Annotated in this window: 16 protein-coding genes; 8 read left to right on the top strand and 8 right to left on the bottom strand. The window is 62.6% G+C overall.

Features of this window, described 5'->3' with window-relative positions; all coding sequences use genetic code 11:
* Positions 1-166: 166 nt before the first annotated feature.
* The 3 genes from ACTU46_RS13650 to ACTU46_RS13640 all read left to right on the top strand — a co-directional run bounded on the left by ACTU46_RS13650 (position 167) and on the right by ACTU46_RS13640 (position 3,910).
* Entirely contained in the window at positions 167-1,408 is a 1,242-nt protein-coding gene (locus ACTU46_RS13650) for an HNH endonuclease signature motif containing protein (RefSeq protein ID WP_443382616.1), read from the top strand.
* Between the two features lie 129 nt (positions 1,409-1,537).
* Positions 1,538-2,581, top strand: a complete 1,044-nt coding sequence (locus ACTU46_RS13645; RefSeq protein WP_443382613.1) for a ferredoxin reductase — start codon at positions 1,538-1,540, stop codon at positions 2,579-2,581.
* 39 nt (positions 2,582-2,620) lie between these two features.
* Positions 2,621-3,910 carry a fatty acid desaturase family protein gene (locus ACTU46_RS13640; protein ID WP_443382611.1) on the top strand — a complete coding sequence of 430 codons (1,290 nt, stop codon included), beginning with the start codon at positions 2,621-2,623 and terminating at the stop codon, positions 3,908-3,910.
* Between the two features lie 5 nt (positions 3,911-3,915).
* Here the strand turns inward: ACTU46_RS13640 and ACTU46_RS13635 are convergent, their stop codons facing one another.
* The 3 genes from ACTU46_RS13635 to aroA are packed head-to-tail and all read right to left on the bottom strand — an operon-like array spanning position 3,916 to position 7,468.
* On the bottom strand, positions 3,916-5,187 hold the full coding sequence (locus tag ACTU46_RS13635) for a chloride channel protein (protein ID WP_443382608.1): 1,272 nt from the start codon (positions 5,185-5,187) through the stop codon (positions 3,916-3,918).
* 6 nt (positions 5,188-5,193) lie between these two features.
* The gene (gene rsgA / locus ACTU46_RS13630; RefSeq protein WP_443382605.1) at positions 5,194-6,177 is read right to left on the bottom strand and encodes a ribosome small subunit-dependent GTPase A; all 984 of its coding nucleotides are present in this window, start codon (positions 6,175-6,177) and stop codon (positions 5,194-5,196) included.
* Complete coding sequence (aroA, locus tag ACTU46_RS13625) at positions 6,170-7,468, bottom strand: 3-phosphoshikimate 1-carboxyvinyltransferase (RefSeq protein WP_443382603.1); 1,299 nt, start codon at positions 7,466-7,468, stop codon at positions 6,170-6,172. Before aroA ends, rsgA begins: the two co-directional genes overlap by 8 nt.
* 18 nt (positions 7,469-7,486) lie before the next feature.
* On the opposite strand from aroA, the gene ACTU46_RS13620 reads away from it, so the two are divergent.
* Positions 7,487-8,134, top strand: a complete 648-nt coding sequence (locus tag ACTU46_RS13620) for an SOS response-associated peptidase (protein ID WP_443382600.1) — start codon at positions 7,487-7,489, stop codon at positions 8,132-8,134.
* Here ACTU46_RS13620 and ybaK read toward each other — a convergent pair.
* Positions 8,115-8,606, bottom strand: a complete 492-nt coding sequence (gene ybaK / locus ACTU46_RS13615) for a Cys-tRNA(Pro) deacylase (RefSeq protein ID WP_443382598.1) — start codon at positions 8,604-8,606, stop codon at positions 8,115-8,117. The two genes, ACTU46_RS13620 and ybaK, sit on opposite strands and share 20 nt — an antisense overlap.
* A 52-nt stretch (positions 8,607-8,658) precedes the next feature.
* On the opposite strand from ybaK, the gene ACTU46_RS13610 reads away from it, so the two are divergent.
* Both ACTU46_RS13610 and rsrA read left to right on the top strand, forming a co-directional pair.
* A complete protein-coding gene (locus ACTU46_RS13610; protein WP_443382595.1) occupies positions 8,659-9,276 on the top strand; it encodes a sigma-70 family RNA polymerase sigma factor in 618 nt (205 codons plus the stop codon).
* Complete coding sequence (gene rsrA, locus ACTU46_RS13605; protein WP_443382593.1) at positions 9,273-9,527, top strand: mycothiol system anti-sigma-R factor; 255 nt, start codon at positions 9,273-9,275, stop codon at positions 9,525-9,527. Before ACTU46_RS13610 ends, rsrA begins: the two co-directional genes overlap by 4 nt.
* Positions 9,528-9,609: 82 nt before the next feature.
* Here the strand turns inward: rsrA and ACTU46_RS13600 are convergent, their stop codons facing one another.
* Together ACTU46_RS13600 and ACTU46_RS13595 are read right to left on the bottom strand one after the other, a co-directional pair.
* Positions 9,610-9,684, bottom strand: coding sequence for a 50S ribosomal protein bL37 (locus ACTU46_RS13600; RefSeq protein ID WP_096877815.1), 75 nt, complete (start codon positions 9,682-9,684; stop codon positions 9,610-9,612).
* Between the two features lie 94 nt (positions 9,685-9,778).
* Positions 9,779-10,042 (bottom strand): WhiB family transcriptional regulator, encoded by a 264-nt coding sequence (locus tag ACTU46_RS13595; protein ID WP_156230235.1) that lies wholly within the window; start codon positions 10,040-10,042, stop codon positions 9,779-9,781.
* Positions 10,043-10,471: 429 nt separating this feature from the next.
* On the opposite strand from ACTU46_RS13595, the gene ACTU46_RS13590 reads away from it, so the two are divergent.
* Entirely contained in the window at positions 10,472-10,897 is a 426-nt protein-coding gene (locus ACTU46_RS13590) for a hypothetical protein (protein ID WP_443382590.1), read from the top strand.
* On the opposite strand, the gene ACTU46_RS13585 is transcribed toward ACTU46_RS13590, so the two are convergent.
* Positions 10,894-12,102 carry an Rv3212 family protein gene (locus ACTU46_RS13585; RefSeq protein ID WP_443382587.1) on the bottom strand — a complete coding sequence of 403 codons (1,209 nt, stop codon included), beginning with the start codon at positions 12,100-12,102 and terminating at the stop codon, positions 10,894-10,896. The genes ACTU46_RS13590 and ACTU46_RS13585 overlap by 4 nt on opposite strands.
* Positions 12,099-13,367, bottom strand: a complete 1,269-nt coding sequence (locus ACTU46_RS13580; protein ID WP_443382584.1) for a DEAD/DEAH box helicase — start codon at positions 13,365-13,367, stop codon at positions 12,099-12,101. The genes ACTU46_RS13585 and ACTU46_RS13580 overlap by 4 nt, the downstream gene beginning before the upstream one ends.
* 74 nt (positions 13,368-13,441) lie before the next feature.
* On the opposite strand from ACTU46_RS13580, the gene ACTU46_RS13575 reads away from it, so the two are divergent.
* Complete coding sequence (locus ACTU46_RS13575) at positions 13,442-13,669, top strand: DUF3107 domain-containing protein (protein WP_443382581.1); 228 nt, start codon at positions 13,442-13,444, stop codon at positions 13,667-13,669.

Raw genomic sequence — 13,669 nt, 5'->3', positions numbered from 1 at the left:
GGAACCCGTCCCCGGGGCGCAATGTCACCCGGCCGGGGTCCTTATTGTGGGGGGTTTTGGACTGCTTGTGACGAGGTTTCGGGGCCTGCATGTCCAGGGCTGTTGCTAGCTTCATTCTCGAACGTGTGAGCTAATTGTTTTTGATATCGGAGGGGAGTGATCAGTCATGGCTGCGGTGAGGGGTGAACCCTTTTTCACGGTCAATGATCCGGAAAACCCATTGGCCAGATTCGGCAGGGCACGGGTCCGCCAGGAGTTTGAGATGTGGGAGGCGATTGCACCTGCTGAAGATGCCGATGCAGATGTGAGTACGAATGTCATGGCCGCGGCACTGGGGGTGTCCTCGCGTTTCGTGGAGAAGCGCTGTGAGTCGATCGAGGCTCTCCGCAAACTGCCTCAGCTGCGGGAGTTACATCTCGAGCTTTATCATCTGGACATGCATCGACTTGAGGGCATCTGGAAGGCACTATTGCCGGCAAAGTCGGATCTCTATGCGCAGGTGGATGAACTGCTGGTGGAGTTTCTGACACCACGTACGGCGAATCAGCATTTGCCGGGCAGGGATGCCATTGAAGCCCGGATCAAGGCCATTCTGGATGAGCTAGATCCGGAGATCTCCACCAAGGAGAAGTCCACCCATGACAATGCGGAGGTCAGCACCCGGGTCAGCGCTGACGGTAGGGGAGACCTGCTGGCGAGCTACTCCGCGGAGGTGATCGCCGAGATTGAGATGTTGATCCGGCAACGGGCCAGAGATGCCGGGATATCGCAAGCGCAGGCCTTATTGGATCTGCTCCGGGGGAAGGCTGAGGTCAAGGTGGTACTGAACCTCTATGCCGCCAAGGATGTGCCGGCGGCGCCGGTCTATGTGCCGCGGGCGGGCTGGCTTGACGCCAGGGCCTCCGAGGTTCTGCGCGGGCGGGTGGATGTGGAGCGCGAGGTGGACAGGTACTTCAAGGAGGAGGGGGATTCTTATCAGGCCTCCGCTGGCCTGCGGGCCTATCTGATCGGCCGCGATGGGACCTGCCGTTTCCCGGGCTGCACCGTCTCGGCGGACCGCTGCGATGTCGAGCACTGCCTCGAATATGACAAGGGTGGCGCCACTGCGGCCTATAACTGCGCGATGTTGTGCCGGCACCATCACAACATGAAAACCGATGGTCGCTTCAGTTATGAGCTGGATCCCGAAACCGGTGAGGCGGTCTTCACCTTTGTGGACGGCACGGTGATCGCCACTCTTCCGCAGGGGCCGATCTCTCCGGCGGGGGCGCGCTGGGTCCAGACAATCGGGCAGCGGCGGGGGCAGCGCCACAAGAGGGCCAGGGATGAAGCGGTCCGGCAGAAGCGGCAGGAAGAAGAACTGAAGAAAGAGGGTGTGTCACAGTTTGAGGAGGAGCCCCCATTCTGATGGGCAGTGGTTTCCCGCAGGTCATCGTAAATGGTGTTGAAAAGGGTGCGGTTCCGATGGACAAATAAACTTACGTTCCCGTAGGCTACGGTGTCGTAAGGTAATCGCAGAACGAAGGAACGGTTGAGAATGGCTTCCACCACCCGCGATGGGCTGGGACGGGCACGCGAAGTGCTCCGTCGCTTCACCACGCCATTGCTTCCCGATGACTACACCCAGCTGATCAACCCGCTTTGGTCCACCCGTGAACTCCGCGGCAAGATCGAAGTGGTTGAACGACATGATGATGACACCATCCACCTGGTTATCCAGCCAGGCTGGGGAGTGCCGGTCAACTTTGAAGCTGGTCAGTACATCGGAATCGGCGTACAGATCGACGGAAGATACACGTGGCGCAGCTACTCGCTGACCAACGCCCCGGACACCTCTGGTGGACACTTTTCCATCACCGTCCGGGCCGTGGAACGCGGCAGGCTCTCCAACCACCTGGTGGGCACCGCCAATGCAGGTGACACGGTCCGCCTGGCTGCTCCCGCGGGCGATTTCCACCTGACCAATCCGATCCCGGAGAAGCTCCTCTTCATCACCGCAGGCTCCGGCATCACGCCCGTCATCTCCATGCTGCGGACCATGAAGGACCGCAACCTGGTCAGCGATGTCCGCGTCGTGCACTCGGTTCGACGCCGCGAAGACCTCGTCTTCGGCGATGTTCTCGAAGGTGTGGACACCACCGTCAACTACACCTCCGAATCAGGCCGCATCGGCCCGAAGGAGATCGAGAAGATGGTCCCGGACTTCGCTGAGCGCGTGGTCTACGCCTGTGGCCCGGCACTGATGCTCGATCAGTTCGATGAATGGTCGGAAGAGCACGGTATGGAGATCCGTACCGAGCGCTTCACCCTGGACCGCGCCTCGGAGGCCCGGGGCGGCACCGTCACCTTCGGTGAGCGCGGTTCCGTTGAGGTTGATGGCGCCACCACCATTCTTGAGGCCGGTGAATCCATCGGCATCCAGATGCCTTTCGGTTGCCGCATGGGCATCTGCCAGACCTGTGTCCGTCAGCTCGATGATGGTCACGTCCATGATCTTCGCTCCGGTCAGGTCCATGAGCCGGGTTCGCGAATTCGCACCTGTGTCTGTGTCGCTGCCGGCGACGTCAGCATCGATGTCTAAGAACTAACCTATTTCACTAAGCAATAAAGGAGGCCAGTCATGGCTATCGACAATATTCAGGCATATGCCCACCTCTCAGATGAAGACATCAAGGAAATCGGTGCCCGGCTCGATGCCATCCGGAAGGAATTCGAGGCGGACATCGGTGAGAAGGACGTCCGCTACATCAAGGGGCTGATCCGCACCCAGCGCTACATGGAGATCGCCGGCCGTGCCTCCCTGATGCTCAGTCATAAGAAGCCCTTCTGGCTCGCTGGCGTCGGCCTACTCAGCCTCTCCAAGATCCTCGAGAACCTCGAGATCGGGCACAACGTCATGCACGGCCAGTGGGACTGGATGAATGACCCGGAGATCCACTCCACCACCTGGGAATGGGACAACGTCTGCCCCAGCTCACAGTGGATGCACACTCACAACGCGGTGCACCACAAGTACACCAACATTATCGGCATGGATACCGATGTCGGATACGGCATCCTGCGGGTGACCCGTGACCGCAAGTGGACCCCGATGTTCGCCTTCCAGCCGATCATCAACTTCACCCTGGCTTCACTGTTCCAGTGGGCAGTGGGCTTCTATGACGTGGAGCTGGGCAAATTGGCTGCTGGCCGGGCCACCTGGAAGGAGACCGCACCGAAGTTCTGGGAGTCCGCCCGCAAAGCCGGCAAGCAGAACCTGCGTGATTATGTGCTCTTCCCGGCGCTGACCGGCCCGAACTACATGCACACCGTCTCCGCCAACGCCACCGCGAACTTCATTCGCAGCGTCTGGGCCTACGCGGTGATCTTCTGTGGCCACTTCCCGGATGAGGCTGAGACCTTCACCAAGGAGCAGTACAAGAACGAGACACATGATGAGTGGTACCTGCGTCAGATGCTCGGCTCCGCGAACTTCCGTGGCGGCAAGATCCTGAGCATCCTTTCGGGCAACCTGAACTACCAGGTTGAGCACCATATTTTCCCGGACATGCCCTCCAACCGGCTCGCCGAGATCGGTGTCCGCGTCGAGGCGATGTGCAAGGAATTCGATCTGCCGTACAACACGGACTCCTTCCCGGCTCAGCTGTTCAAGGTCCAGAAGACCCTGCTGAAGCTGACCCTGCCGAATAAGCTCCTGGCGGCGGACCGGGACAACGCCCCTGAGGTGCGTTCCAACCGGGCCTTCACCAAGTACACCGAGGTGGAGGATCAGTTGCATGTCGGCAAGGACGCGCAGGGCAAGCGCGCCGGGCTCTTCACCGGCCTAAAGCTGCTGAAGAAGCTGCGGCCGAATGTGATCGAGTCGATCCAGCACTTCTCCGGCCGCACCCCGCAACGCGTCCTGAAGTAGTCGGCTCAGCGCAGTTCGCCGGTCCAGCTGGCATAGGTGACCGGGAAGGTGCGTTGCTCACGGTCGGTGATCACGGCCCACACCCGAACTGTGAGCACCGCTGAAGCGACCGCCAGGAACACCGGCAGGTAGCCCTGCGGCTCCATGTCGGTGAACTCCACCGCGGCGATCATGCCGAAGAGCGGAGCCGCCATGGTGGTGGCGAGGAAGGCCGCCGCCCCGAGCAGGGCGAAGGCCGCCACGGGGACACCCAGCCACGGGCCAACGATACTGCCGACGACCGCGCCAATCATGGCGCCGAGCGCGAAAGCCGGGATCAGGGTGCCGCCGACGGTGCCGATCCGGAAAGCCACCAGGAACACCACCAACCGCAGCAGCACCAGGAGAAGCAGGGTCTTGAGGGCCATGCCCTCGGCCAGCACCGTGTCTGAGGTCCACCGGGCGTTGGCCACCGCGCCGGGGACGAAGTGGGCGATGGCGGCGATGAGAATGAACCCCAGCGGCATCTCCCAGAGGATCCGCTTCCCCTTGGGTGAGGCCTGAGCCGCCCGGTTGGCCAACTGACTGAACCAGTGTCCGGCGAGACCTGCGACGATGCCGGCGAGCACCGCGGCAACGAACATCCAGGGACTCTCGGTCAGCGGGACGGTGGCGAAGACATCCGGGGTGTCCACGAAGAAGCCGGTGGTGGCCACCGCGGCGGTGGTGGTGACCATGGTGATCACCACGGTACGGGTGGACATCTCCACCAGCAGCACCTCAAGGGCGAAGAGGACACCAGCCAGTGGCAGGTGGAAACTAGCGCCCAGACCCGCACCCGCCGCAGCGGCGATGAGGATGCGTTTGGCGTCGAGGTCCATGTCCAGCCAGCGGCTGAATCTTTCACCGACGAGACTGCCGGCGATGCGTGGGGCATTCTCCGCGCCGATGGGTGCGCCACCGGCGACGGTGATGACCTGCAGGAAGGCGGAGGCGATGGTTTCCGGGACCGGGACCTTCTCACCCCGCATCGCACCGACCACGGAGACCTCGCGGCGGCCGAGACGGTGCACGGCATACCAGGCCCAGGAGGTCACCAAACCCAGCACCACCAAGGTCACGGCGAGTCTGAACGGACTGACATTGGTGGTGGGATCGGAGTTGTAGAGATGATCGGTGCCGTAGATCAGCCGCTCCACCCAGATGGCGGACCAGTTCAGGGCCGCGACGAAGAGACCGGTCAGAATCCCGATGATGGCAGCGATCACTGCGAGGCGGTTCAACGGAATCTTCGTCATCGGTGGTTAATCCCAGTCTTCGTTGGTGCGTAGTGCCTCCAGCAGTGAACGCACGGCGATCACGCGGCGGCCACTGGCACCTTCGAGCGTATCCAGGGCGCACTCCGGGTCTGCGGGTGGTCCCATGTGGGTGCAGCCCCGCGGGCAGTTTTCGGCGGCTACCGCGAGGTCTTCGAAGACCCCGACCACGGTGTCGGCGTTGACGTGGGCCAGCCCGAAGGAGCGGATACCGGGAGTGTCGATGATCCAGCCGTCCTTGACGGGGAAGGCCACCGACTGGGTGGAGGTGTGGCGGCCCTTGCCCACACCCGAGACCACCCCGGTCTCCCGGTTGGCATCGGGGACGATGCGGTTGACCAGGGTTGACTTGCCGACCCCGGAGTGGCCGATGAGGGCAGTCACTGAACCCTCGACAATGTCGAGGACCGGGTCGAGGGGATCGTCGATACCGCAGACGACGACCGGGACCTCCAGGTCGGCGAACTCGGCGGCGAACTCGGCGGGGTCCGCCAGGTCGGATTTGGTCAGGCAGAGAATCGGCTTGAGATTTCCGACGAAAGCGGCGATCAGGGAACGCTCCACGAAACCCGAGCGCGGCGGGGGATCGGCCACTGCGGCGACAATCAACAACTGCTGGGCGTTGGCCACCACGATGCGTTCATAGGGGTCGGTGTCATCGGCGGTGCGGCGCAGGACGGAGGTGCGTTCCGCGAGTTTCACGATGCGGGCCAGCGTTCCCGGTTGACCGGAGGTGTCGCCGACGATGCCCACGCGGTCGCCCACCTCGATGGCGGTGCGGCCGAGTTCCCGGGCACGCATGGTTACGACGGCGTCCTCACGCCCGTCGAGCACCACCCCCCAGCGACCGCGGTCTTTGGTGACGACCATGCCGAACTCGGCGTCGTCATGCGCGGGTCGCTCCTTGGTGCGGGGGCGGGTGCCCCTGCCCGGGCGGACACGGATATCGGATTCATCCCAGGACCTAGCCATTAGCGGAAACCATCGCCTCCCACATGTTCTCAAATCCGGGCAGGGTCTTCGCGGTCGTCTGGATGTCCTCCACCTGCACCCCGTCGACAGCCAAGCCGAGGATCGCGCCGGCGGTGGCCATGCGGTGGTCGGCATAGGAGTGCCAGAGCCCGCCGTGCAGCTGTGCGGGGCGGATGAGGAGGCCGTCGGAAAGCTCTTCGCAGTCTCCGCCGAGCCGGTTGATCTCGCTGGTTAGTGCCGCCAGCCGGTCAGTCTCATGGCCACGCAGGTGCGCGATGCCGGTCAGGCGGGACTCAGTGCTTGCCAGGGCGGCCAGGGCGGCGACGGTGGGGGTCAGCTCGCCGATGTCGGACATCTCCAGCTGGAGGCCACGTAGCGGGGCTGCCGGGCCGGTGACCGCCAGATCATAGTGGTCCCCATTGGCGATCAGCTCCACGTGGCAGCCCATCTTCTCCAGGATCGTGCGGATCACATCACCCGGCTGGGTGGTCTCGACCGGCCAGTTCTGCACCGTGACGGTGCCACCGGTGACCGCTGCCGCAGCGAGGAAGGGCGTGGCGTTGGAGAGATCGGGCTCAATGACCCAGCGCTTGCCCTGGACCGGGCCGGGGGCGACGGTCCATTGGTTCTGCTCTGTGGTCACGCGCACCCCGGCCTGCCGCAGCATGGCCACGGTCATCTCGATGTGTGGCAGGGAAGGCAGGGAGGGGCCGGTGTGGCGTACGGTCAGCCCGCGCCGGAACTTCGAGCCGGCGAGCAGCAGTCCGGAGACGAATTGGGAGGAGCCGGAGGCGTCGATCTCGACGGTGCCGCCTTCCGGGGCACCCTGGCCGTAGACGGTGAAGGGCAGTCGCTCACCATCGACGGAGGCGCCGAGGGTGCGGAGGGCATCGAGGATGGTCGACATCGGGCGGACCCGTGCCTGGGGGTCACCGTCGAACAGTACGGTGCCACGTGCCAGGGCAGCGACGGGCGGGAGGAAACGCATGATGGTGCCCGCCAGGCCACAGTTGACCTGGGCGCCGTGGAGTTCGGCGGGCTCGATGCGCAGTGTCTCCGCATCGATCTCGGTGATAGCGACGCCGAGGGCACGGAGTGCCTCTGCCATGAGATCGGTATCGCGGCTACGGAGGGCGCCGTCGATGGTCGAGGGATAATCGGCGATCGCGGCGAGGACGAAAGCTCGGTTGGTGATGGACTTGGAACCGGGAACCTTCTGCACCCAATTGATGGGCTCCGGGGCCCGCGGGGCGTTCCAAACACTGGCGGAGGATGACACAGGGGTATTCACACCCTCATAATAGATGGTATGTGCGGTCGCTTCGTCCTATTCACCACCGCGGAGGCGCTTATCGACGCCGCGGGGGAACACTTTGCGGAAGTCCGGGCGCCCCAGGGCACCCCGGGTCCGCGCTACAATCTCGCACCCACGCAGGTGATACCTATCCTGCGGGGTGGGGAAGTGGGCACCCTTGAGCCCGCCAGATGGGGCCTGCTCCCCCACTGGAAGAAGGATGAGACCGGGCCACCCCTATTCAATGCGCGTTCGGAAACCGTGGCCAGCAAACCGAGTTTCCGGGACGCCTACCGGAGCAACCGTTGCCTCATCCCGATGAACGGTTATTACGAATGGCATGAGAAGAAACCGCAGTTCGTCTCCCTCGGGGGTGATGACACGGAGATCATGTGGGCGGCCGGGCTCTGGGCCACCGGCCTGGACCGCCTCTCGGCAACCATGTTGACCACTGATTCCGCCGAGCCGATTGCCTGGCTACACAATAGGATGCCCCGGTTTCTGGCACCGATGGAGATCCAGCCCTGGCTGGCGGGGGAGGATATGGCGGGTTCACTGACCCCGCCGGAACTGCTCGAGCGGTTTGTCATCCGGCCGGTCTCCCCGGCGGTGGGCAATGTCCGCAATGACCACGCCGAGCTGATCAACGCTGTAGATCAGTGAAGTCTGCCTGACACAGTCGTGCTAGATCAGCTGGGGCGAGCGAGATATCCAGGCCCCGGCGCCCACCGGAGACGTAGATCAGTGCTTCCTCGGCCACCGAAGCATCGATGAGCGTGGGAAGTGCGGTTTTCTGCCCCAGCGGGGAGATCCCCCCGGTGATGTAGCCGGAGGAGCGCTGCGCGGCCTTGGGATCCGCCATCACCGCCTTCCGGGCACCGAACCCGGCGGCCGCCTTCTTCAGATTCAGCTGCGCGCTGACCGGCAGACAGCACACCGCCAAACCTCGATCCGTGCTGATGACCAGGGTTTTGAGGATCAGCGCCGGGGCGACCCGGAGCGCTTCGGCGGCCTGCTGGCCGAAGTGATCCTGCCCGGCGTCGAATTTCTGCAGCTGGTGGGGGACGGCGGCGTCGATAAGCACCTGAACCGCCCGGGTGGGAGCCTTTGCCATGGCACCATTGTCCCAGACCATGCCGGGGCTTCTACAATAGGGAAACTGGCACCGAAGAAAGGGTTGAGCCCTCATGGCTGAAGAAGAGCTCGCGAAGCGCTTCGAAGAAGAAGCGATGCCGTTGATCAACCAGCTCTACGGCGGCGCCCTGCGGATGACACGTAACCCCGCCGATGCGGAGGACCTGGTGCAGGAGACCTATATGAAGGCCTATCAGGCCTTCAACAGTTTCAAGCCCGGCACCAACCTCAAAGCCTGGCTGTACCGCATCATGACGAATACCTACATCAACACCTACCGCAAGAAGCAGCGGCAGCCCACGCAGACCTCCGCTGAGAACGTCACCGACCGGCAGCTCTACACCACCTCCTCACATGACTCCACTGGGCTGCAGTCCGCGGAGGTACAGGCGCTGGAACGGCTGCCCAACGGCAAGATCGCCGATGCGATGAACCAGCTCAGCGAGGATTACCGCATGGCCGTCTACTACGCCGATGTGGAGGGCCTGGCCTACAAGGAAATCGCTGAAATCATGGGCACTCCGCTGGGAACCGTGATGTCACGGCTGCATCGGGGAAGAAAACAGCTTCGTTCGATGTTGAAGGAAGTGGCACATGAGCAGGGGATCGGCCTCGACCACCCTGACACCCTTGGTTCTGGCAATGATCTCGAAAAGGTGACGCGACGATGACATACAACTACGACCCCTGCGCCTGCGGGTGTGAAGAAAAGTATCAGTCACTCTTTGCCCTACTCGACGATGAACTCTCGGCGGCAGAATGTGCGGCCCTTCAGGAACATATTGAGCAGTGCCCGGAATGCTATAGCCGGCTCACCGCTGAGCAGCAGGTCCGTGCGCTGGTGAAGAAATGCTGCCAGAAGGAGGCCCCGCCCACCCTGGTGGAGAAGATCACCCTGCGCATCAGGGTTGAACGCGGATAACCTGGCTGATTAGTTGCACAGGAAAAGACCGGAGCCACCAGGAATTATCCTGGTGGCTCCGGTCTTTCCGCTCTTAAATGACTTAAGAGTTAGGACGCTTACCGTGGTTAGCGCCCTTCTTACGGCGATCCTTACGCTTACGACCACGCTTGCTCATGAGGTTCTCCTTGTTGCTGACAGTTGTTGATACTCGCCTCAACTGTAGCGGTTGCCTTCAGGCGGAAAGAAATCAGGTTTGGCTTAGGGGCAGGTTATGCGGTGACGACGCGGGCACGACCACGGCCGCGGTTCTTGCGGCGCTTGAGTGCGCGGCGCTCATCTTCGCTCATGCCACCCCAGACGCCGGCGTCCTGGCCGGACTCGAGTGCCCACTTCAGGCACATGGAGGTAACGGGGCAGCGGTTGCAGACAACCTTGGCCTTGGCAATCTGGGCCAGGGCCGGGCCGGAGTTACCGACCGGGAAGAACAGCTCGGGGTCTTCGTTACGACAGACAGCTTCGTCGCGCCAATCCATGATGAAATCTCCTTCAGATAAAAGTGTGGTCGGCAGACCAGGGCCGGGATGACCAACTGGTTGCAGCTAAGTAAGGGTGCATGCTCGTCGGTGAACTGGGCAAAAAGAACTGGGCCGCGGTTCACGTGGCGTTTACTCTTCAGTGTTTCAGAGTTCTTGACCAGGTCATGCGCTGGTCGTTTTTGCTACCTGAAGATAATGACATGTATCCGCCAAGTTTGCTAGGGTCAAGCCACTTATTGTGACCAGTATCACAGAATGTTAATGTCCTGCAGCTTGAGCTTTGTCGGTCTGACCACATTGAGGCTGTGAATCTTGAACCTGCGACCTGGGGAAATGTTAAAAATGTGATTAGCACGACAATTAAGTAGAGGTCAAATCCATTTCCTGAGGGAAGCCACGGTTGGGCGAGGGCTAGAATGAACTCCCGTGACCGACATCAAACCGCATCTCCCCGCTCCTGTCCGTTGGGCCGGCATCATCGCCATCCTCCAGTCCCTGGTGGGGATCGGCTACGCCGCCCTGCTGATCTACCGCAACATCCAGGGATATGAAGATCCCTCGGTGGTGACCACTCAGGAGACGATGCAGTGGGTGGGGATCGGCACCGCGGCCTTCTTCATCTTCATCTTCGGTACCGTGCTCGCCGGGGCCATCAGCATGGTGAGTGGACGTCGCTGGGGCCGCGGCCCGGTGGCCATCTTGCAGATGCTGCTGCTACCCATCGCCTACAATTTCTTCGAAGCCGGGGCAGTGCTGCTGGCCGCAGCCACCGCAATCTCCGCAGTGGCGGGCCTGCTCATGATCTTCAACCCTGCGGCCATCGCCTGGGCCGCGCGGTACCACGAGGCTTAGCCCGGGATCAGCCCGACCAGCTGATCGCCGCGCTTCTCGACGATCGTCCCTCCCGCCACCGAGAGCGACACCTCACCCTGGTGTGCTCTTTCCAGCGGGAGGGTTTTTTCCGTGATGCCGGTAGTGGGATCGGCCACCGCGATGCCCACAGCGGTGGGGTAGAGCAGCTTGCCGCCGACCGCCACACCGGTGCCGATGGCATCGCCCAGGATCTGCTCAACCTTCAGGCCCGCCGGATTGAAGAGATAGAGACGCTGTCCGTCGAACCAGCTCATGTGGTTCGGTAGATCAGCGGTGGCTGGTGAGAAGTAGCCGTCTCCGGCCTGATCGATGGCGGGGGAGAGCTGTGACACCAATTTGTGGCGCACCTGCCCCTCCCCGTCAAAGGCGAGGATCTCACCGTTGATATGCACGGCTGCGCCCTCCTGACCGATGCCCACCAGACGGGCTGCCGGATCCTGCAGCTTAATGCTCTGGGTGATCTCCGGCTCCCGGGAATCCTCCGGAGTGGTCTGCTGCAGCCGCAGGAATGTACCGTCCGGGCAGTTTTCGGTGACCGCCAACAGCTCGGTGCGGGTCAGCGCAGAGGTGATGGTGCATTCCGGATGAGGCTGCTGCGCGGGTTCCTGCGGGGCACTGATGTCGCCGTATTCCACGGTGCGCACCAGGTCGGAACGCCAGAGCTCCACCCGGTCCTGATTCGCGATTCCCACCCGGTCATTGGATTCGAGGGCAAAGACCTCATCCGGGGCGGGGGCGCTGCGGGTGGCCTTGTACTCACCGGTGTTCGCGGCAATCGAAATGACATCCCCACAACCGGCATTGTTGCGGTAGGCCACGGTCACCGCCTGCCAGGCGGTCCCCATGCCACAGATTTCGCGGTCACGCTCATAGCGCCAGACCTGTTGGCCGGTGTTGTCATGCGCCGTGACATTATAGCCGTCATTGCTGATCAGCAGGCCAGCGACCGTGAGTGGTCGATGCTGCCCGAGGAGGGTGACGCTCTCCAGGGTGAAGGCCTCGTCCAGCGTTTCCGGAATTACTTCCAGGCTGTCGCTGATGCTGATTTCCGAGGCCGCGGGTTGCAGCTGTGCGCCCCGGATCGGGGCGGTGGCCCAGACCCCACCCACGGCCGCCAAGGAGACCGCGGCGATGACTGCGGTGGCGATGAGATCTTTTCGGGTCCGACGGAGCGGCGGGTTCAACGGCCCCTCCTCTTACCCGGCAGCGGCTTGCCGGCGACCTTGCGGGGCTTGCCGACGCTCTCGGTGGCCCCTGCCGGGATGGACAGTGCCTCATAAAGCTCGGGGGAAGTGGAGAACCACTGCGGCGGGTCCGGCTGTTCCAGGCCGAGTTCCTCATTGATGGAGCGCCACTTGGACAGCTCGTCATAACCGACCAGGGTCACTGCGGTACCGGTATGCCCGGCGCGGCCGGTGCGGCCGATCCGGTGGACATAGGTCATCGGGTCATCCGGGGTCTGGAAGTTGATCACATGGGTGACATCGTCGATGTCGATGCCGCGGGCGGCGACATCGGTGGCCACGAGGATCTCCACGATGCCCTCACGGAAGTTCTGCAGGGACTTCTCCCGGGCGGGCTGGCCCATGTCGCCGTGCACCGCGCCGACCGCGAAACCACGGCTGGCCAGGTCATCGGCGACCTCAGCGGCGGTGCGCTTGGTGCGGGCGAAGATGATCGTCTTGCCACGACCCTCACCCTGGAGCATGCGGGCGGTGATCGCCGACTTATCCATTCGGTGCGCTTGGAAGACCACCTGGCGGGTACTGGCGTGAGTCTGGTTGGCACCGACCTCTTCGGCCCGGATGTGCACCGGTTTATCCAGGAAACTACGTGCCAGGGTCAGAATCGGGCCGGGCATCGTCGCGGAGAAGAGCATGGTTTGGTGCTGGTGGGTCAGTGCCTTCATCAGCTTTTCGATATCCGGGAGGAAACCCAGGTCGAGCATCTCATCAGCTTCATCGAGCACGAGGACGGCAACCTGGTTGAGGGTCAGCGCACCACGCTGGTGGAGATCGATTAATCGGCCGGGGGTTCCGACGATCACGTCGACCCCGGACTCGAGCATGGCGATCTGCTCGTCATAGGGACGACCACCATAGATGGTGGTGATTCGGACGGGCAGGTTCTTCGCGGCACGTTCCAGATCCTCGCCGACCTGCACCGCCAACTCGCGGGTGGGGACGATGACCAGAGCGCGGGGGGTGCCATCAAGTTCAGCGACATCAGCGGCATCGAAGACGCGGTCCAATAAGGGGACGCCGAATCCGAGTGTTTTTCCCATCCCGGTCCGGGCCTGACCGATCAGGTCAGTTCCGTCGAGCGCCAGTGGGAGAGTCAACTCCTGGATGGCGAAAGTATGGGTGATACCTACGGCGGTGAGCGCCTCGGTGATCTCGACGGCGACTCCCAACTCAGCGAAGGTGGGGCCAGAGCGTTGTGCAGACACAACCTTGATACTAACCGGTCATTACTATGATGGGGACGGCCCCCGTAATCGATGTACTGAAAGAGGATTATCAAGTGGATATCAAGATCGGTCTCACCCAGTCCCCCCGCGAACTGGTCATCAGCACCGAAGAGAGCCAGGAGGTCGTGGTGACCAAGGTGAAGGAGGCGATTTCCTCTGACGCCGGAATCCTCGAATTGCAGGATGACAAGGGCTCCAAGTTCGTTGTGAACGTCACCCAGATCGCTTATGTCGAGGTCGGTACCTCCGCCCCGCGCACTGTCGGCTTCGCCGGCGCTTAA

The sequence above is a fragment of the Corynebacterium sp. A21 genome (assembly GCF_052266655.1).
Lineage (GTDB): Bacteria > Actinomycetota > Actinomycetes > Mycobacteriales > Mycobacteriaceae > Corynebacterium.
This window is presented reverse-complemented; position numbering and strand designations above follow the sequence as displayed.

Bases quoted from the DNA above. Each gene is read 5' to 3' on its own strand.
- ACTU46_RS13650 (WP_443382616.1), top strand. From the start codon at position 167: ATGGCTGCGGTGAGGGGTGAACCCTTTTTCACGGTCAATGATCCGGAA.
- ACTU46_RS13645 (WP_443382613.1), top strand. From the start codon at position 1,538: ATGGCTTCCACCACCCGCGATGGGCTGGGACGGGCACGCGAAGTGCTC.
- ACTU46_RS13640 (WP_443382611.1), top strand. From the start codon at position 2,621: ATGGCTATCGACAATATTCAGGCATATGCCCACCTCTCAGATGAAGAC.
- ACTU46_RS13635 (WP_443382608.1), bottom strand. From the start codon at position 5,187: ATGACGAAGATTCCGTTGAACCGCCTCGCAGTGATCGCTGCCATCATC.
- rsgA (WP_443382605.1), bottom strand. From the start codon at position 6,177: ATGGCTAGGTCCTGGGATGAATCCGATATCCGTGTCCGCCCGGGCAGG.
- ACTU46_RS13620 (WP_443382600.1), top strand. From the start codon at position 7,487: ATGTGCGGTCGCTTCGTCCTATTCACCACCGCGGAGGCGCTTATCGAC.
- ybaK (WP_443382598.1), bottom strand. From the start codon at position 8,606: ATGGTCTGGGACAATGGTGCCATGGCAAAGGCTCCCACCCGGGCGGTT.
- ACTU46_RS13610 (WP_443382595.1), top strand. From the start codon at position 8,659: ATGGCTGAAGAAGAGCTCGCGAAGCGCTTCGAAGAAGAAGCGATGCCG.
- rsrA (WP_443382593.1), top strand. From the start codon at position 9,273: ATGACATACAACTACGACCCCTGCGCCTGCGGGTGTGAAGAAAAGTAT.
- ACTU46_RS13595 (WP_156230235.1), bottom strand. From the start codon at position 10,042: ATGGATTGGCGCGACGAAGCTGTCTGTCGTAACGAAGACCCCGAGCTG.